General features: G+C 46.1%; 17 protein-coding genes and 1 pseudogene. 5 read left to right on the top strand and 13 right to left on the bottom strand.

The features are described from left to right. Window positions 1-32: 32 nt before the first annotated feature. Window positions 33-275: a hypothetical protein gene (locus tag HRU42_RS12510; protein WP_295031591.1), complete on the top strand. Its 243-nt coding sequence runs from the start codon at window positions 33-35 to the stop codon at window positions 273-275. Window positions 276-459: 184 nt separating this feature from the next. Here the strand turns inward: HRU42_RS12510 and HRU42_RS12505 are convergent, their stop codons facing one another. Next, on the bottom strand, window positions 460-1443 hold the full coding sequence (locus HRU42_RS12505) for a transposase (protein WP_295031590.1): 984 nt from the start codon (window positions 1441-1443) through the stop codon (window positions 460-462). A gap of 70 nt (window positions 1444-1513) precedes the next feature. Here HRU42_RS12505 and HRU42_RS12500 point away from each other — a divergent pair, with 70 nt between their 5' ends. The 3 genes from HRU42_RS12500 to HRU42_RS12490 all read left to right on the top strand — a co-directional run bounded on the left by HRU42_RS12500 (window position 1514) and on the right by HRU42_RS12490 (window position 4313). Further along, window positions 1514-2437, top strand: a complete 924-nt coding sequence (locus HRU42_RS12500; protein WP_295031588.1) for a DEAD/DEAH box helicase — start codon at window positions 1514-1516, stop codon at window positions 2435-2437. Window positions 2438-2768: 331 nt separating this feature from the next. Next, the gene (locus HRU42_RS12495) at window positions 2769-3380 is read left to right on the top strand and encodes a hypothetical protein (protein WP_295031587.1); all 612 of its coding nucleotides are present in this window, start codon (window positions 2769-2771) and stop codon (window positions 3378-3380) included. A 201-nt stretch (window positions 3381-3581) separates the two neighbouring features. Next, a complete protein-coding gene (locus HRU42_RS12490; RefSeq protein ID WP_295031585.1) occupies window positions 3582-4313 on the top strand; it encodes an NYN domain-containing protein in 732 nt (243 codons plus the stop codon). 1010 nt (window positions 4314-5323) lie between these two features. Here HRU42_RS12490 and HRU42_RS12485 read toward each other — a convergent pair. The 12 genes from HRU42_RS12485 to HRU42_RS12430 form a co-directional block, all read right to left on the bottom strand. After that, window positions 5324-6538 carry a porin gene (locus tag HRU42_RS12485; RefSeq protein ID WP_295031583.1) on the bottom strand — a complete coding sequence of 405 codons (1215 nt, stop codon included), beginning with the start codon at window positions 6536-6538 and terminating at the stop codon, window positions 5324-5326. Beyond that, on the bottom strand, window positions 6538-7809 hold the full coding sequence (locus HRU42_RS12480; protein WP_295031581.1) for a glycine betaine/L-proline ABC transporter ATP-binding protein: 1272 nt from the start codon (window positions 7807-7809) through the stop codon (window positions 6538-6540). The genes HRU42_RS12485 and HRU42_RS12480 overlap by 1 nt, the downstream gene beginning before the upstream one ends. Then, complete coding sequence (locus tag HRU42_RS12475; RefSeq protein ID WP_295031579.1) at window positions 7802-8701, bottom strand: proline/glycine betaine ABC transporter permease; 900 nt, start codon at window positions 8699-8701, stop codon at window positions 7802-7804. Before HRU42_RS12475 ends, HRU42_RS12480 begins: the two co-directional genes overlap by 8 nt. A gap of 84 nt (window positions 8702-8785) precedes the next feature. Next, window positions 8786-9790, bottom strand: coding sequence for an ABC transporter substrate-binding protein (locus HRU42_RS12470; RefSeq protein ID WP_295031577.1), 1005 nt, complete (start codon window positions 9788-9790; stop codon window positions 8786-8788). Window positions 9791-10144: 354 nt separating this feature from the next. Next, window positions 10145-10561 carry an 8-oxo-dGTP diphosphatase MutT gene (gene mutT, locus HRU42_RS12465; RefSeq protein WP_295031575.1) on the bottom strand — a complete coding sequence of 139 codons (417 nt, stop codon included), beginning with the start codon at window positions 10559-10561 and terminating at the stop codon, window positions 10145-10147. Between the two features lie 5 nt (window positions 10562-10566). Then, entirely contained in the window at window positions 10567-10779 is a 213-nt protein-coding gene (gene yacG / locus HRU42_RS12460) for a DNA gyrase inhibitor YacG (RefSeq protein ID WP_295031573.1), read from the bottom strand. 112 nt (window positions 10780-10891) lie between these two features. Continuing rightward, entirely contained in the window at window positions 10892-11626 is a 735-nt protein-coding gene (gene zapD / locus HRU42_RS12455; RefSeq protein ID WP_295031571.1) for a cell division protein ZapD, read from the bottom strand. A 7-nt stretch (window positions 11627-11633) separates the two neighbouring features. Further along, window positions 11634-12239 carry a dephospho-CoA kinase gene (gene coaE / locus HRU42_RS12450; protein ID WP_295031569.1) on the bottom strand — a complete coding sequence of 202 codons (606 nt, stop codon included), beginning with the start codon at window positions 12237-12239 and terminating at the stop codon, window positions 11634-11636. A gap of 43 nt (window positions 12240-12282) precedes the next feature. After that, the gene (locus tag HRU42_RS12445; protein ID WP_295031566.1) at window positions 12283-13194 is read right to left on the bottom strand and encodes an A24 family peptidase; all 912 of its coding nucleotides are present in this window, start codon (window positions 13192-13194) and stop codon (window positions 12283-12285) included. Window positions 13195-13237: 43 nt separating this feature from the next. Continuing rightward, window positions 13238-14512: a type II secretion system F family protein gene (locus tag HRU42_RS12440; RefSeq protein ID WP_295031565.1), complete on the bottom strand. Its 1275-nt coding sequence runs from the start codon at window positions 14510-14512 to the stop codon at window positions 13238-13240. A 29-nt stretch (window positions 14513-14541) separates the two neighbouring features. Next, window positions 14542-16248, bottom strand: coding sequence for a type IV-A pilus assembly ATPase PilB (gene pilB, locus HRU42_RS12435; RefSeq protein WP_295031564.1), 1707 nt, complete (start codon window positions 16246-16248; stop codon window positions 14542-14544). Window positions 16249-16361: 113 nt separating this feature from the next. Further along, complete coding sequence (locus HRU42_RS12430) at window positions 16362-16727, bottom strand: prepilin-type N-terminal cleavage/methylation domain-containing protein (RefSeq protein WP_295031562.1); 366 nt, start codon at window positions 16725-16727, stop codon at window positions 16362-16364. 607 nt (window positions 16728-17334) lie between these two features. On the opposite strand from HRU42_RS12430, the pseudogene HRU42_RS12425 reads away from it, so the two are divergent. Further along, window positions 17335-18066 (top strand): annotated as a pseudogene (locus tag HRU42_RS12425) (IS1595 family transposase); the annotation flags it as partial. Between the last annotated feature and the right edge of the window lie 35 nt (window positions 18067-18101).

Raw genomic sequence — 18101 nt, 5'->3', positions numbered from 1 at the left:
ATAGAGAAAGTCTCATTACTAAAGGATAATCTATGTTTCGAAACCTATTAAAAAAACTGCTTTCATGGCTTAGGGAACTCTGGAGTCTCTTTAAAGCCATTGATGGTGCAGTATCTAAAGAGTCCAAGGACACAATCAAAGCCAGCCACAATCAAAGCCAGCCACAATCAAAGCCAGCCATTATTAATCAGCCACAATCAAAGCCAGCCATTATTAATCAACACAATCAAAGCCAGCCATTATTAATCAACACAATCAAAGCCAGCCATTATTAATCAATAACATACCTCGCTGGCAATGCATGTCAATCTTCAACCACCCATCAGGACCAAAACCCTAAATGTTTGCTGGTAATTTTGTTTTGCAGGAGGTAAATAGTTAATTTCTGTTCGAAATTATGAATTTCAGGCAGCACAAAACTCAAACCTAAGATGTAAGTCTGAGTGAAACGTAAAAACCTTAATTATCAGCTCGTTTGAAGTAATCACAGCAGTGAGCAAAGTGCCGTCGTCGCTTACCCAAGTGTTCACAATAGCTGGTGAGTTCTTGCAGTGTCCCCACTGGGCCATGAAATAATTTGCCAAACTCAGAGGTCATATGTATCCAGTTGTCACTGGAAATATTTAACCGAGTGAGTATCTTAGAAGCACTTGCAGATATAGCCCCTCGTTTATCATCACGAAGAATCCTGCCGGTTTCATCGACTAATTCAAGATAGTCTTTAAGTGAAAATTGAATGCCTTTTGGCTGCTTGAGGCGCTCATTCCCAATAAAAGGCAGCAGTTTTTCTGGTTGTTTGCCTTTTAAAGCTGCTTTTACTCGCAATTTAAGGCTGGTGTGATCTGAAGTTTCTGGTGTATTAGCCATCTTGGCACGTATTGGATTGAGCTCTACATAGGCCATACAGGCCAGCACGGCGGCTTCATCGAGCAGGGCCTGTGACTTGAACCGGCCTTCCCAGAAATGCCCTGTACACTTATCCTCTTTATTCGCCATCCTCGCGATTGGCTCATTGAGGCAGCGCATAAACCAACTTATGTCACTTAATCGGCTACGATATAAGGCTATTGAATGTTTGAGGGCGTTAATTTCATGGCTTTCAATTATCTCACACTTTAGAAATTTTTGAGTTATTTCAGTTCCTTTAAACAGTTGATGCCAATGCTCGACGACCTCCCTATCTGTCCAGCTATTGGCTGACTCGATATCGATTCTCAACACCAGATGAAGATGATTAGACATCACCGCATAAGCTGCAATATCAATAGCAAAGATTGCACCTAACTTAAGCAACTGAGATTCAACCCATTCTCGTCGATGCTCATAGGATTGACCCGTATTAGGATCGACTCCTGTTAGCCATGCTTTGCGAACACATCTTGAGACTGCGTGGTACCACGGCGTATCTTCAATACTAATTTGAGTTCTTCTGGGACGGGGCATAACAACCTCCTACTTCTACTAATCTAACCAAAGCTTAGTAGGTGGATAGAAAATGCACAATTAACTCTGGGTGGCTCTATTTCTGCTAGATGCTTATAAAAAACATAAAGCAAATAAAAAGCGATTTGATTATGAAGATCAATTGTTTCTTATGTTGAAACACCTGAAAGACGACACGATTTTCAGATCTAAAATTCAGGCCAAGAATAAGTATATTATCGTTGATGAACTCCAAGATATGAGTAAACTTCAATGGAGAATCTTAGAGGAATTGATTAAAGGTGGGAGTAAGTTTTTTGGTGTAGGTGATCCAGCGCAAGCCATTTTCTCTTTTAGAGGTGCTGACTGCGAACACCTCAACACATTTATGAAGAGGTACACCAAGGGTAAGTCTTATCCTCTAACAAACAATTTCCGTTCAACACCACAATTACTCGCATTATCGAATTTTATTCGAACCAAAATCAGCAATAAATACCAGCATTTAGTTACTACAAATAGCGATGGCCTAAAAGCTACTGTTCAGGAGTGTTCCACGATTAATAGCTTTGCTGATTGGTGCCTTGAAGATATTAAAAAGAAGCTCAAAAATGGTACGAAAAGAACCGATATCTTGATTGTTGCGAGGTATCACGAACAAGTTGATCTTATTCAAGACATTCTTAAGAAGGGGAAGGTCAAAGTAGAAAGTGATGACCCTAATAATAAAGGTGACCTGAGGCCGAGCCTGAGAGGGGTTAAAGTCTGCACCATACACAGTGCAAAGGGAAGGGAGCGTAATGTGTGTTACGTAGTTGATCCTAGACTGTCAAGCAACGCTGTACTTGATACTAAGGCTGAGTATTTGAGACTTATGTATGTTGCTGTGACGAGGGCTATGAGTGAGCTTGTGATAGCAAAAAGTATGTGTGGTCAGACGAATTATAAAAACGCCACTACGGATGATATGAATATACTAGATGAGATTTTGTACCAAGATAAATTGTATACGTAATACAAGCCAGTAGCTTTATTCAGGCTCATTCATCTGATTTTAGGTAGTATAAAACAGTAACTGCGATGACGCTTACGACGGCCAAAAGAAGGCCGAGATCTAAGTGTTCCATGCTATCCCTTAACGATCCTTGTTAATGATGTGGAAGTATAGTAGTGGCAGTAACTTAATGGTAACGACAATTATCATGGAATTGTCTGAATTTGTAATTGCTCTGGTTCGGTTTAGGGTAAACGCTCTAACCTGTTTTTACCACTTTCCTTTTTAAGTTGCTTGAATGTCGATTTTAAGTTGTAATGCCACTCCTTAATAGGTATGCGGGTAGGTTGCTATGGATTTAAAGAGAATGTTATTAATCGCTACTATAGTTCCAATAACCTTAGCAGGGTGCGGAACATATGATCCAATGGTCTGGGATCATTACAATGAAAAGTCTGATAATTTAGGGTTAATTACAACAGTAAATAATTATGATCGAAGTACAAGGCGTGGTTCCTATTCTAGAACCGGTATCGAATCAATAACTGATGAATCGGGAAAAAAATTAGAAGTTAGTCTTTTTGCAAAGTATGTTTTAGCTCCCCCAGGTCGGTATGTCGTGACCTATTCTTGGGATCAAAAATGTAAAAGTAGTAAATGTGAGACAGAATATTATAGTGAAATAGTATTTCTGAAAGCTAAACGATGCCATATAACTCGTTCGTTCTATCGTCCTTTAATAAGATATCGAGAACAATCTTCTATGCTTTGTGAAGACACTTTTGTTAACAACGGTGACGGAACCTATACTCGAGGAAAACAAGTTTGTAAACCTATGTACAGCACTAGGACTAAACAAGGGCCTTTTTCTATAAAAGCGGATGAGTATGAGCTGGCTAATGATAATGAAACTTGTTTGTTAAATAAGGTTTTATCGACAACCGTTTCTAATAAAATAAATTAGCCAGCCATTGTTAACGTTACAGTTTTTGTGTTGTAGCCAAACATTGTTTTTGGAAGTAGGGAATCGCTTCACATAAACTTAACGATAACAGTAATTATCATGGTATTGGTCTAGCTCTCGTAAATTTTGTGCTTACCTATTTAGCAGTGTGGTATTGTTGGTGACATGAGTAGTTGTCAGGTTGTAAAGCAAGGAATGCTAATGAAAGATAAGGAAAAAATAGCTCTTTTTATCGATGCGGATAATGCACCAGCAGCAAAAATTGATGTGATCTTGTCTGAGCTAGCAAAGTATGGTGTCGTTAACATACGCAGGGCATACGGTAATTGGAAAAGCCCTAACATCAAGCCTTGGGAAGATGTATTGCATGAATATGCGATTCAGCCTATCCAGCAGTTCGATCTCACTAAAGGCAAGAACGCCACAGACATAGCTTTGGTTATCGATGCTATGGATATCCTCTATACCAAAGACGTTGATATCATATGTCTGGTGTCATCTGATTGCGATTTTACTCCCCTAGTCACTAGAGCACTCGCAGATGGTAAATTCTTGATTGGATTTGGTGAGCGTAAGGCACCGACCGCGTTTGTAAATAGCTGTTCCCGCTTTCTGTATCTGGACGGGTATGAACAGGGTGACGAAGAGCAACCTAAACTCGATAAAAGCCTGAACAAAGACACTAAGCTTATTAGCCTTTTAAGGCAGGCCATAGAGGCTGTTGAAGAGGATGATGGCTGGGCTATGCTCGGTCCAATTGGTTCTCATATTTCCAATCAAGCATCCTTTGATCAGCGAAACTATGGATTTAAAAAGCTTAGCGATCTCTTTGCTGCTATTGATCTGTTTGAATCGAAAGTGACACAAGGAACAGTGATTTGGATACGCGATATCAAGAGAGCGAAGCAGCAAGCTAAGAGACTGTCATCATGAGACTTCATGATAATCATTATGTTCGTACTTGACCACGATATAGTGGCAATAGCCTAATCGCTCCAGGTTCACTAGGTTGAGCCAAATTAGAACCTGTCGTGAAGTGGTTGTAACTTACGGTTATCGTGAAGTTGAGCCAGTTTAAGTCGTAAAATGTACGGTTTACCAATGGCTTGCCAACTTAATGATAATAATCATTATCGTTAAGTTAGGTATACATCTGCTCGCCATACTGATCTGTCACACGCTCTGTTACACTAAGTGTTACACGCTCTGTTACACACATTAGTGGTTACTTACTATGAAGATCAATAAAATTATATTGTGTGAGTCGGCTGAGTTGTCTTATCGGCCAACTCAACCTATTTAAACAACAACCGCATTCCGAAAGGGATGCGGTTTTTTGTTGTCTGTTAAACACGCTGAGCCTATGGCTCTTTGCTGTTGCTACGAACGCTATTAATTTATATTTCATAGCAAAAAGGTCAATTCCAGCATATTAGCCAATAGTGCTTACGGCTCGTCGTCGAGCTTTTTGCAAAACCAATCTGTTGGTCAAAACAACCCAAAACAACCAAGACACCCTGGATTGTCAGATTAATATCCTTTGACTAGGCTTAAGTCCGAGTTGTAGAGGAGGGTTTGTTATGCCAACATCAAGAAAAGCGTTAGTCAGTTTAGTACATTTATTTAATAATAAATCTCTATTGTTACTATATCTCATTGTGTTAGATAAGCTTTTCTGTGCGGAGTCTATTTATTACATCCAATAAAAAACCGCATTCCTTTCGGAATGCGGTTTTTTGTCTGTTAAGCAGGCCTGGCTCGGTGGGTATGATACCAATCGATATTCACTGCACCCGAGTCAGGCCACCTGGTTACGCTTAGAAGTAGTAACCGAAGTGTAATGTTCAGGCGCTTGTCACCGTCACCGTCACCGACCATAGAGCCACCGATAGACAAGGATTTGGTTCTCGGCGCTCACACGATCACATGCTCACACGTTACGCTTAGAAGTAGTAACCGAAGTTAATGTTCAGGCGCTTGTTGGTGTCACCGTCACCGACCATAGAGCCACCAATAAAGGGTTGGTTCTCGGCGATCACGAAATCGATGTAGGTGTATAAACCCCCTGAGGTGATCGCGACACCTGTAACGTTCATAAAGGTGTCTGGCTGAGCCGCAGGCTTGTCGGTGACCACTGTATAATCATTATAGAAGGTGAGGTTTGAAATCGGTCCTATGTCGACAGGCAGGCTGTATGCCACGTTGGCCATGTAGCTGGTGGCTTCTGCTGGGATCGAGTCATAGAAGGCGTAGGCGCCGACGATCATGCTTTCAACATCCATGCCTTCGACATCGTACTCGTAGTCGGTCAGCTGTAACTTAACGTTCCAGCGGTCATAGTTGACCACGGCATGCAGCGCTGCTGCCATGTGATCGCCATCGGTACCGTCTTGTATTTCCAGTTGACCTACCTGGCCAGATATACCCAGCTCGAGGGCAACATCATCGAATGTTAGGTTATGAGCATAACGAACGTTGACCGTGTTGGTTTCGGCCGCGGCCTTGTCGACACTCGGAGCGTCGTAGATGCCTTCGCCTGGCAGACGCACACCCACCACATCGTAGGAATAACGTGCGCTACGGTCAGAGACATAACCATCTAGGCCGCCCTGTTCGTCATTCTTGTAGAAGGCCAGATCGAGTCGGCTGGTATCGCCGCTATAGGTGTAATTTAGACCCATGTCGTAGTCGTCTTCCAGGCCAGTGTAGAAGTTGGAGCTGAAGAAGAAGCTGTTGGACGCCCAGGTCAAGATACCGAAAGGCACCTGAGTGATACCGATTTTACCCTGTTGCTTGTCATCGAAGTTATATCCGACCCAAGCATGGTGAATGACGTCCATGTACTGGTGCCAACGATACTGGGCAGAAAAAATGATGTCATCTAGGTTGCCATCGACATCGAGGCGGAATACGTCGAAGTCAAAATCGCCACCACGATCTTTATTATTCTCATCATAGTCCAAGTAGCTATACTGGAATCGAGCCGCACCGCCAAGCTTGATGGAGCTGTCTTTATCTTGTTTTGCCTGATCTTTATCGGATTCCAATTGTTCGATACGGGCTTTAAGAGCATCCAGCTCTCCGTCTGTTGGCGCAGCATTGGCGTTCGTGGCCAGTGCCAAGGCGATACAGGAAGCAGCAAGTGTGTAGCGGTTCATCATTTATCCTTATTGGTTAAGTTTTCTGTTTCTTTTTCTGTTTCTTTTTCTGTGCTGCTGTCAGCATCATCGCCGTAGAAATCTGCGAGCACGTCGGCGAGGTGAGAGCGGGAGAGCTCACCCTGTAAGTCACCATCTGCATCGACAACAGGCAGGGGAAAGTCTGATTCCATGGTCGCTGGAATAATACTTTCAAGCAGCGCATCTGGTGATATTGGGTCCATTTCTTCTACCTTGAACTCTTCCATCGGCGCTTCTTCATCTGTCTTGACGGCATCTTCCAATGCTTCTTGGCACACAACGCCCTGGAAACCTTCATCGGTAACGTAATAGGCATAGTTAGCCGGGATACGTTTCATCTGTTTGAGGGCTTCACCTGTGGTATCGGCGGTTAGACGATAGGCGGGCGGCTTCATGACGGTTTCGACCGTCAGGGCTCGCGGCCGGTTTACGTCCTTGACGAAGGCTTCGACGTAGTCGTCGGCAGGGTTAAGCAAGATGTCCACCGGCTCACCGACCTGGATCAGGTTGCCGTCTTTGAGGATGGCGATGCGGTCGCCAATTCGCAGGGCTTCATCTAGATCATGGGTGATAAAGATGATGGTCTTATGTAGCTTTTTTTGCAGCTCAATCAGTTGATCTTGCATCTCACTGCGGATCAGAGGATCCAGTGCCGAGAAGGCTTCATCCATCAGCAGGATTTCTGCATCGGTACACAGGGCCCTCGCCAAGCCGACGCGCTGTTGCTGACCACCGGAAAGCTGAGATGGGTACTGCTGTTCATATCCAGTCAGGCCGACGGTTTCAAGCCATTGTGTCGCTTTGGCATTTCTCGTGGCCTTATCTATCCCCTGTACACTGAGGCCATAGGCCACATTGTCCAGTACACTCCTGTGGGGCATTAACCCAAAGCGTTGGAATACCATGGCCATTTTGTTGCGACGAAATTGCTCCAACTCCTTGGTATTTAGCTTCATCACATCTATGCCTTCAACCAGGATTTGCCCTTCGGTCGGATCTATGAGGCGATTGAAGTGACGGATCAGGGTCGATTTTCCCGAACCCGATAGCCCCATGATCACGAAGATCTCACCCTTGTGAATGTCGAGGTTGATGGCCTTAAGGCCCACTGTATGGCCGGTTTTTGCCAGGATGTCATCCTTAGATAAACCAGCTCTAACCATAGACATGACGTTGGCTGGTTTTTTACCAAAGATCTTGTAGAGATTTTTTATCTGAATGAGCGGCTGTTTTTGTGCTTCATTAGTCATGTTGTCCACCCTGCATATGTTGCTGAGATCGCTTGGCGTAGGCTTGAGAGGTGCGATCAAAAATGATAGCCAGAGCGACGATGGCCAAGCCGTTGAAGAGTCCCAGGGTGAAATACTGGTTGGTGATTGACTTGAGCACCGGCTGACCTAGGCCCTTGACGCCGATCATAGATGCGATAACGACCATGCCCAGCGCCATCATAATGGTCTGGTTGATACCAGCCATGATGGTGGGTGAGGCTAAGGGGAGCTGAACGCCCATAAGGCGTTGCATCGAATTGGCACCATAGGCGGTGGCCGCCTCCAACACTTCTTTGTCTACTAGGCGGATCCCCAGATTGGTCAGACGAATGACAGGCGGGATAGCATAGATGATCACGGCAATGACTCCGGGCACCTTGCCAATGCCAAGCAACATGACCACGGGGATCAGATACACGAAGGCCGGCATGGTTTGCATCACATCCAGAATCGGCGTCACTATCGACTGGGTTCGATTGTTGCGAGCCATTAATATGCCGATGGGCACACCCAATAATATGGCCAGCAAGGTACATACGGTAATGATGCTAAGGGTGCGCATCGTATCTTCCCACATGCCGAAATAGCCGATAAGCAGAAATGACACTATGACGCCCAAGGACAATTTTTTTGAACGACTGGCCAGGTAGACCAAGCCGGTGATCGAGATGAGTACAGCCCACCAGGGGGATTGCACCAAGAGTTTTTCAAACCAGATAAGAAAGCGGAGCAGTGGATCGAAGAATGACTCGATGAGATCACCATACTCACGGGAAAAGTCCCGAAAGCTGCTGTCTAAATATTTACGAATTTCCAATAACGTGGCACGGTCCATTTTCGGAAACTTGCTGAACCAAGAAAAGTCAGCCATTACTACCTCTAAAGTGTTTACACGGGATAATCTAGATGGGAAGCAAAAACGCGAGGCCCTGAGGCCTCGCGTTTTTATTTGGGTTTACAGTGCTTTTATTGCCGTTTTCACCCTGGCGGCGACATCGGCGGGAACCCATTTTAACCAGGTATCTTCATGGTTCATCAGGAAGTACTCGGCGGCGATAATGCCGTCTGCCTGATTGTCTTCCATCCAGGCCAGCAAACCGTTCAGCTGGGTATTGGTCAGAGAACGATTACCTAGATACTCGAATATCTGCGGGGATTTTTCGGCGAAAGCTGTGGTGGTGACGGTTTGCACCAATGACGATGGGTACATGGTGACCTTAGGCTCGGCGCACTCCTCCTTGGTAGTACAGTCGCGAAAATGATCCGCATCGATACCGCTGCCAAAATCTACCTTGACCATCTTGTATTTACCCAATATTGCTGTGGGCGCCCAGTAATAACCAAACCAAGGTTTTTGACGCTCATAGGCACGGGCGATGGATCCAGACAGACCCGCTCCTGAGCCTGGATCGATAAGATCGAATCCAGCATCTTCGAGTTTTAGCGCTCGATACAGGTTTTCGGCCGAGAGCTGACAGGCCCAACCTGCCGGGCAGCCGTAGAAGGCACTCAGTTCAGGGTCTTCCGGGTGGACAAAAGTTTTGGCGTTGGCGATGATACCCGCAATGGTTGCCAGGCTGGGATCCTTGTCGACCATATATTGGGGGACCCAGAAGCCTTCTTCACCACCTTCAGAGAGGGAATTGCCCGCGATAGCCAAGCGATGGTTACTGACGCCTCGATCGATAAGCTCTTTGATGCTGTTGCTCCAGATCTCCGGCGCTATGTCAGGCTCACCCTTCTCGACCATTGACGTGCTGGTTGGCATAGTATCGCCTGGGATCAACTCGGCCTCACAGCCATAACCATATTCTAGAATGAAGCGATCGACATTAGCGATTAATGAAGCCGAGCTCCAATTCATGTCCGCGATTGTGACCTTACCGCATTGCGCATCGGCAAAGGCTGGAAGTGTAGCGCTACTGAGGAGTAAGCCGCCAATTAACATCATATTTTTCATAAGGATTCAGTGCTCAAGGTTAGCTTTTTTTTGCGCACGTGCCTTTAACCAACTAGTGTCAGCGTTCGAACTTGGGGTTGTACTCAGGTGGTTGCAGGCGACGGCATCATTACAAATCATTTACCGAAAGTTGAGCTTCGGCAAATGATCTGACATCATTAATTTAACATAATGCGCACCTGGTTAACACCCCTATGGGCTAAGGGTATAGAGTTTCGCCGGTTTTCTGGAGTCCAATCAGCCACAGGTTTGTCCCTATGAGGGGTAGGTGGCTGTTCGACAAGGGTGGGGCAATTAATCGGCAGCTTGAGCAATAAAGACTATATAAATCACTGTCCTTGTGATGGATTGATATTAGTCCTCAGCGGCTAATATTTTCTCGATTATAGGCTTGTTAGCTTCGGGGAAGTCGTAGTTCGGTAAATCGGATTTAGGCACCCATTTAACTTCTTGTCCTTCGAGTCCGTGAGCGTTTCCGGTGAAACAAGTGACCCAGTGGATATCTAAGAGGACTTGTTTATCCGGATAGTCATGACTGATGCTCATCAGGGAGCGGGTAGCTGTGATGGTTAAATCAACTTCCTCTTTTAACTCTCGAGTTAATGCCTGGGTCACTGATTCACCCGCCTCGACTTTGCCGCCGGGGAACTCCCACTTTCCACCTTGATGCAGATGGGTGAGACGTTTGGCGAGCAAGATCTGATTATCTGCATTGATTATCACGCCGACAGCGACATGTACTCTCTTGGTTTGAGCTATCGAGACTGACAATTGGATTAATCCTCTTTAAAGAAGCCAGATTCATCATACCCTTCGGCATCCAGAGTCTCATGATCAAATTCTGGCTGGACTGGGATTGCATGTTTTTCGGATGCCCAGTCACCTAGGTCGATTAGCTTACAGCGATCGCTGCAGAAAGGTCGATATTTGGACTCGGCATTCCAGATCACCTCTGTTTGGCAGGTGGGGCACTTTACTCGGGTTGTCATTGTTCGGTCTCTACAAGGTAGGCTTACAAAATTGGCTTAACTTTGGGCTCGAGAGCGGCTCAAGTTAAGCAATTTAAGCATGATGTTTGATATGAAACCTATGATACTGGCTTTAGATACAGGTTGCTAACTTAAACTCAATCGCTTTATCCGAGTGTTTTTGTTGGTCGAACTGCACGAAGTGAATCGCGTATCTATTCTTATGGCCGCTAATGGTAGGGTAACAGCCTTGAACTGAGTCCAGTTGCACCCTAATTAATGACAGTGCCTGAGCACTATTGCCTTGATAAAAACCGGCTTTCGCCACGGCTTCGGTGTACTCATTGGTTAACCTGGTTAGCGCTAGAAGCAGACTGATAGGTGTCAGTAAGGCTCTAAAGGTATCTAGCCACTGTGAGTATTCTTGTTGTCGAACATCCCAAGGCTTGCCTAACCAGTAATGAAGTTGTGGTAGGTCAAAATTACAAGATGCCCCAGGCATATTGAATCGTTGGCGTAGAGCCATTAAGAATCGATTCTGTTTCAGTCGGCTACCGGGTCTTTCGCTTATTTGAAGTGTGTCTCTGGCGTCAGATAATAGGGATAAATATTTATCGACTTGCTGTTTATCTATGTGGGGCAGATTCTGCCAATTGGCCAGCAATGCAATCTGCTTATCTAGGTCTTTGAGTACTTCGCCGCGGTAATCACACCGCTCAGCCAGCTCACATAATGAGAAAAGAGGGTAGAAACAAGGCTCTCGATGATCTTGAGTTAAGTTCATCTGCAGTTGTTGCTCGAGGTACTCGAGTCTAAGATAACTTCGAGTCTTCTCGTTTAGAGGTTGTTCATAGATCAATTCAGTCATGGGTTTATTAAGCGTTATTGGACAATTTTAAATAATTATTATGCAGTGCAATTACTTTGCTTTTTAGCGCCGATATCTCTCCATGATTGTCTATGACATCATCAGCTTTAAGCAGCTTCTCGGCTCTTGGGGCCTGGCTGCTGATAATTTTTTCTACTTGCTCATGAGTTACCCCATCCCTGCGAACGGTACGTTTGCCTTGTTGTTCAGCTGAAATATCAATCAAAACCGTACGGTTTACTAACCTATCTAATTCATTCTCAAATAGCAAGGGAGCGACGAGAATAGTGTAGGGCGATGACGTAGCGGCTAATTGTTTTAGCATCTCGGTGCGTATCATGGGGTGTAGTAAGTCGTTGATCCAGAGTCGCTCTTTCGGCTCGCTGAAGATGATTTCTCTTAGAGCGGCTCGATCTAAGCTGTTATCTTGGTTCAATATCTGTTTACCGAAATGGGCCGCTATTTGATTCAAGCCGCTAGTGCCTATTGCAACCACATCTCGTGCGACGATATCGGCATCGACTAATTCTATGCCTAATTCTGCAAATAGATTGGCGACTGTGGTCTTACCGCTACCTATGCCGCCGGTTAAACCTATTAAATATTTAGCCATGATCCTACTTCTTAATCATTTTATGAAGAACGCTAGCTTATACCTATAGGGTGGATAAATACCAAGTATTGATATCACTGCCCCAGATCATGGCTATCCAGCCTGCTAGCGCGATATAAGGGCCAAATGGAATTGGATTACCGTGATTGAGTTTTTTACTGATGATCAGCATGATGCCAACGACAGCGCCGACCAGCGATGATAGCAGTATGATGAGTGGCAGTAGTTGCCAACCAAACCAGGCGCCAAACACGGCTAACAGCTTAAAATCACCATAGCCCATGCCATCCTTGCCCGTTAATAGTTTAAATACCCAGAAGACACTCCAGAGGCTCAGATAACCCGCGGCGGCGCCGATTAATGCGTCAGTTGGGCTGGTAAAGGTGCCATTTAGGTTAATCAATAAACCGAACCATAGCAGAGGTAGGGTGAGTTGGTCGGGAAGCAGCATTTCATCGAGATCTATGCCTGTTAGGGCTATCAGCACAAAAGTGAGTAATGTTGCGCAGGCAAACTCCCAAGTAGGGCCGAAATGCAGCGCGAGAAAGGCCACGGTTAAGCCAGTCAATAATTCTATGATTGGGTAGCGCGTCGAGATAGCCGTGCTGCATGAGGCGCACTTTCCTTTTAGCATCAGCCAGCCAATAACGGGCAGGTTATGCCAGGGCTTGATATCTGCGTTGCATTTCGGGCAGGCAGAGCCAGGTACTATCAGATTATATTTCTCTGGATAACCGTCTATGGCTCCTTCGAGCGCCTTTGAGATGGGGCCTACAAGCTCTTTATGATACTCGTTGAGGTATTGGTTACACTCTTGCTGCCACTCGCGTTTCATCATCACGGGAAAGCGATGAATGACCACATTGATAAAGCTACCTATGACGGCGGCAAAGATAAAAGCGAGCGCGCTGAAGAGCCACAAGTTGTGGCCTAATATGGTTATTAATTCTGACATCTATTGGGTTCTTCTGTTGGGAGTCTTTTATGGAACTTGACGATTAGGTGATTATATTACCCATCTGGAAGATGGGAAGATACATGGCGATGATTAAGCCACCGACTAAGGTGCCAATGACCACCATCATGATAGGCTCGATCAGGCTAGAGAGTCCATCCACGGCGTCATCGACCTGCATCTCGTAAATATTGGCGACCTTGTTGAGCATATCGTCGAGTCCACCTGACTCTTCACCTATCATCACCATCTGGATCAGCATGTCCGGGAAGAGACCTGTGGTACGCATGGCCACGTTCATCTGCATGCCAGACATCACTTCTGTGCGTACCTTGAGTACGGCCTTACGGTAGACGGCATTACCGGATGCGCCTGCAGCAGACTCAAGGCCATCGATTAGCGGGACACCGGCTGAAAACGTCGTCGCGAGTGTGCGTGCGAAACGCGCCATGGCGGCCTTATGGAGTATGGGGCCAATAACGGGGATTTTAAGGAGTAAAACATCGACTCTATCTCTGAATAATAGAGAATTTCTATGGGCACGCTTAAATAGAAACACGCCAATAATAATAGCGACGGCAAAAATGTACCAGGAAGCCTGTAATGCCTCAGAAATGCCGATGACGAACTGGGTAAAGGCGGGCAGTTCGGCGCCGAAACCGGCAAAAATCTCCTGAAACTGTGGCACCACAAACAGTAACAGCAATGATGTCACGGCTATGGCAACCACCACCACGGCAGCGGGGTAGAACATGGCCTTCTTGATCTTAGATTTAAGTGCCTCGGCCTTCTCTCTGTAGGTCGCGACGCGATCGAACACGGCATCTAGGGAGCCCGAGTGTTCACCGGCGGCGACCAGATCCACATAGAGGTCGTCGAAATATTGCCTATGGGGCCTCAATGCATCAGATAGCGGAATACCGGCTTGGACATCGTTTAAGATCGTTCCGAGCAGCTCACGTATCTTCACTTTTTCATGGCCGCGGCCCAGCATGTCTATGGTTGTCACCAGCGGCACCCCGGCCGAGAGCATGGTGGCTATCTGGCGGGTGATCATGGCGATATCCATGGCATTGATCTTGGGAGCACCCAGCTGGAATAGACTCGCCGATTGCTTGCGGACCGATTTAGGGCTGACCCCCTGAGTTTTTAGCTGACTTCTGACTTCCGCAGCCGTGGCCCCCTTAAGCTCACCTGAGGTTTTTTGACCGGCCTTGTTGACACCCTTCCAATCGAAGGTATAGATCTTAGCTTGGCTGTGAGCATTGGCTTTCTTAGCTCTTGCTTGTCTTTTTTTTATGGTGCTTGCGGTAGCCATGGCCGTTCCTTAAGATAAAAATGTCCAGTCTAGAAGCTGGTGACTCGGTTTATTTCGGCGATGCTGGTGACGCCCTGGATGACCTTGAGCAGCCCAGACTCGCGTAGATCCCGCATTCCCTGCTGCTTGGCCTTAGTGGCTATCTGTAAGGAGTTTCCCCCCTCCATGATGATGCGGGCTATCTCATCCGATATCTCCATCAGCTCATAGATGCCGACCCGGCCCTTGTAGCCGCCGGAGCAGAGATCGCAGCCCACAGGTTTATAAGTGGTGATGCCTGCATCTATGTCAGCTTGCTTAAAGCCTAGCCTCTCTAGTTCGTGTACTGGAACGTCTTCCGTTTGCTTACACTCGGGGCAGAGGCGGCGCGTCAGACGCTGAGCTATGATGAGGTTTACCGAGCTGGCTATGTTATAGCCGGGCACACCCATGTTGATGAGGCGGGTCAAGGTTTCGGCGGCGGAGTTGGTGTGCAGTGTCGACAGCACCAGGTGGCCGGTCTGTGCCGCCTTGATGGCAATCTCGGCGGTCTCTAAGTCGCGAATTTCACCCACCATGACCACATCGGGATCTTGACGCAGGAATGAGCGCAGTGCTGACGCAAATGTCAGCCCCGCCTTGAGGTTGATATGGACCTGATTGACCCCTTCGAGATTAATCTCCACCGGGTCTTCGACGGTCGAAATGTTGCGAGCCTCGGTGTTGAGTATGTTGAGGCCGGTATAGAGGGAGACTGTCTTACCCGAGCCGGTAGGGCCGGTGACCAAGATCATCCCCTGGGGTTTTTCCAGCATTTCCTCGTACAGCTCGCGCTGATCGTCTTCATAGCCCAACTTTTCTATGCCTAGTTGCGCCGAGGAGGCGTCGAGGATCCGCATCACTATCTTCTCGCCCCAGATGGTAGGCAAGGTGCTGACACGAAAATCGATAGACTTGGTGCGTGATAGCTTCATCTTGATGCGGCCATCTTGGGGGACGCGGCGCTCGGCGATATCCAGCTTAGACATCACCTTGAGTCGCGCCGATATCCGGGCGGAAAGGTTGACCGGAGGCTCGGAGACTTGATGTAGGATGCCATCGATACGAAAACGGATGCGATAACGTTTCTCATAGGGCTCAAAATGCAGATCCGATGCGCCCTTGCGTATGGCATCGGTCAAGATTTTATTGATATAGATGACGATAGGCGCATCGTCGCCAGTCTCTTTTTGTTCCTCTTCGCGCTTGCCAGGGGCATCTATCTCGATATCTGCCAGCGCTGCATCGTCGATGCCACTGATATCCAGTGCCGAGATATCATCCTCGAGTACCTTGTCTATGGCCTTACTGAGCTTGTCATCTTCGACCAGTATGGCTTCGGCATGCAAACCCGCGCTGAATTGGAAGTCTTCCAGGGCGGGGATATTAGTCGGGTCTGAAGTGCCGATATAGAGGCGGTTGCCGCGCTTAAACAGCGGCAGGCACTTATGTTTGTCGATCAGCTTCTTGTTGAGGAAGGCTTCGGGAATGCTGCTGATGTCAAACTCATCGAGATCCAGCAGCGGGGTGCCGTATTCCTCATAACAGAGTTCGGCTATCTCACGGGCGGAAATCAGCTTCTCTGAGACTATGGTGGAGACCAGGGATTGCTTATTATGCCGGGATTTGGCGATAGCGGATGCTATCTGCTCTTCGCTGAGTAGATGCTTGCGAATGAAGAGGGTGGATAAGCCGAGGTGGAGGCCGGTTGTGGGCATACTTACTGGAACCTTTAATCGCTTGCTGTATCTATTTGATTAAATTCTAGCATATTCATTAATGTAAGCTAAATGGTAAAGCGCCTCTCCTATGTTGGAAAGGCGCCTAAGGATTAGTTCATTTCTACTGCTTGGTCTGTTGTACCTGGCTTTTTAGGTGTACCAACAATATCGGTACCGAAAGCTGGTGTACCATCACCAGTGAAACTTGCACAAGCTCCACCTGATGGAGCGGTTGGCTTTGTTCCAGTTTCTCCATTATGTAGCCAAACTGTCAGCGTTGTAGCATAAGCTTTTGTTTCGGCAAGACATGCACTGTGAGCACTGTCGACGGTGTACTGTCTATATTGTGGGATCGCAATCGCGGCGAGAATACCGATAATGGCCACCACGATCATTAATTCAATCAGGGTAAAACCCTTAGCACTCTTGTTACGTGTCATAGTGTTTAGTCTGTTGTTCAAGTTGCTGGCTTTCATTTTCTCTCTCCGTTGAGCTCAATATTAAAGTTACTGCATAGAAAACTTAAGCGTCGATTAGACTCGATGGTAAGTTAATTCTACTTTGGCTGTTGCTGCTGTTGCTGTTGCTTTTTTTATGTACCGCTAGCTACGTACCGCTAGCTGTGTGCATTAGGGCAAACCGCACCTCGCGTTCTCCTTCATTTAAATGTTTTTTAAGTGAAACTAAATTGAAGAAAAAGTGAACTTAAGATGAGGTTGGCCGCAGTGGCCATCTCGCTTACGTCCAAAGTTAGTATAAAGTTAACGTAAATGGAACTATAAATTGCAATAAATGACGGGTGTGACGTCAATTTGGTCTAAATGAGTTGCGTTTATGTTAATTTGCTTCTAGCGTTTTTTTGACTGTGTATAAAAAACTGTCACTTCTGTGTTGGGTGTCAATATTTGGGCGTTTTAAGGCGCTGACCGCTACTTACTTCTTATACATCACTGATTTTAATGATACATGTGTTATCGAGTGGTGTTTAGGTGGTTGAGGTGGGAATTAAGCGCAAGCTGAGCTTACTTGTATATCTAGTGCTTATAAAAAAGGGGCGCTGTTGTAGGTCTATGTTGACTATGAGTTAATCAGTGAAGCTAACTGATCCAACCCCTTTTTGATGCAAAATCACAGTGTCCACATTGCTATTCAAGTCAGTTTAACAAATGGGGCAAGGCAGGTGGAATACAAAGGTACCGCTGCAATGACTGCAGTAAAACGTTTAACAATAAGACTAAAACCCCGCTAGCCAGGCTGCATAAGAGTCACATTTGGCAAGGGTATGCTCACTGTATGCAGTTAAGGTTAACCCTGAGACAGGCTGCAAAAATATGTGACATTAATCTTAAAACCGCCTTTTTATGGAGGCATAGATTTCTAATGGCTCAGGCTGGTAAAAATGATGACAAACTATCGGGCATTATCGAAGTTGATGAATTCTTTCTTGCCTACTCAGAAAAAGGTGACAAGACGCTTATTTCAGCGCAAAAAGCCAGAAAGCGAGGTGGTGATATTGATAAAAGGACCAAGGAAGGACAGGTTGCAGTTCTTTTATCGATAGATCGCAGTAAGCATATGATCACTCCGATTTTATCTGCAGATACGTCTGCTGAAATAGCGGCTAATTTTGCTAACAACAAAACTGTCAATGGTGCAATCGCTCTCTTTAAGAGCTGGGTTAATGGCCAAATGAGAGGAGTGGCGACAAAGTATTTATCGCATTATCTCGCTTGGTTTAAAGAAAGTAACGCAAAGCTAGATAAGCGCCGAATATTGATCGCAGCATATGGAGGACAACAGTGTTATGGAACATAGCCAAAAAAGGTGACTCAAGGTCATCGAGTCACCTC

Source organism: Shewanella sp., assembly GCF_013214165.1.
GTDB lineage: Bacteria > Pseudomonadota > Gammaproteobacteria > Enterobacterales > Shewanellaceae > Shewanella.
Note: the sequence above shows the minus strand (reverse complement) of the source record. Positions and strands in the feature narration are given on the sequence as shown.

What these genes read in the sequence shown, in the direction of transcription:
- HRU42_RS12505 (WP_295031590.1), bottom strand. Translation starts at nt 1,443, where the DNA reads ATGCCCCGTCCCAGAAGAACTCAAATTAGTATTGAAGATACGCCGTGG.
- HRU42_RS12490 (WP_295031585.1), top strand. Translation starts at nt 3,582, where the DNA reads ATGAAAGATAAGGAAAAAATAGCTCTTTTTATCGATGCGGATAATGCA.
- HRU42_RS12485 (WP_295031583.1), bottom strand. Translation starts at nt 6,538, where the DNA reads ATGAACCGCTACACACTTGCTGCTTCCTGTATCGCCTTGGCACTGGCC.
- HRU42_RS12445 (WP_295031566.1), bottom strand. Translation starts at nt 13,194, where the DNA reads ATGTCAGAATTAATAACCATATTAGGCCACAACTTGTGGCTCTTCAGC.
- yacG (WP_295031573.1), bottom strand. Translation starts at nt 10,779, where the DNA reads ATGACAACCCGAGTAAAGTGCCCCACCTGCCAAACAGAGGTGATCTGG.
- HRU42_RS12470 (WP_295031577.1), bottom strand. Translation starts at nt 9,790, where the DNA reads ATGAAAAATATGATGTTAATTGGCGGCTTACTCCTCAGTAGCGCTACA.
- HRU42_RS12495 (WP_295031587.1), top strand. Translation starts at nt 2,769, where the DNA reads ATGGATTTAAAGAGAATGTTATTAATCGCTACTATAGTTCCAATAACC.
- HRU42_RS12480 (WP_295031581.1), bottom strand. Translation starts at nt 7,809, where the DNA reads ATGACTAATGAAGCACAAAAACAGCCGCTCATTCAGATAAAAAATCTC.
- zapD (WP_295031571.1), bottom strand. Translation starts at nt 11,626, where the DNA reads ATGACTGAATTGATCTATGAACAACCTCTAAACGAGAAGACTCGAAGT.
- HRU42_RS12510 (WP_295031591.1), top strand. Translation starts at nt 33, where the DNA reads ATGTTTCGAAACCTATTAAAAAAACTGCTTTCATGGCTTAGGGAACTC.
- HRU42_RS12475 (WP_295031579.1), bottom strand. Translation starts at nt 8,701, where the DNA reads ATGGCTGACTTTTCTTGGTTCAGCAAGTTTCCGAAAATGGACCGTGCC.
- pilB (WP_295031564.1), bottom strand. Translation starts at nt 16,248, where the DNA reads ATGCCCACAACCGGCCTCCACCTCGGCTTATCCACCCTCTTCATTCGC.
- HRU42_RS12430 (WP_295031562.1), bottom strand. Translation starts at nt 16,727, where the DNA reads ATGAAAGCCAGCAACTTGAACAACAGACTAAACACTATGACACGTAAC.
- HRU42_RS12440 (WP_295031565.1), bottom strand. Translation starts at nt 14,512, where the DNA reads ATGGCTACCGCAAGCACCATAAAAAAAAGACAAGCAAGAGCTAAGAAA.
- coaE (WP_295031569.1), bottom strand. Translation starts at nt 12,239, where the DNA reads ATGGCTAAATATTTAATAGGTTTAACCGGCGGCATAGGTAGCGGTAAG.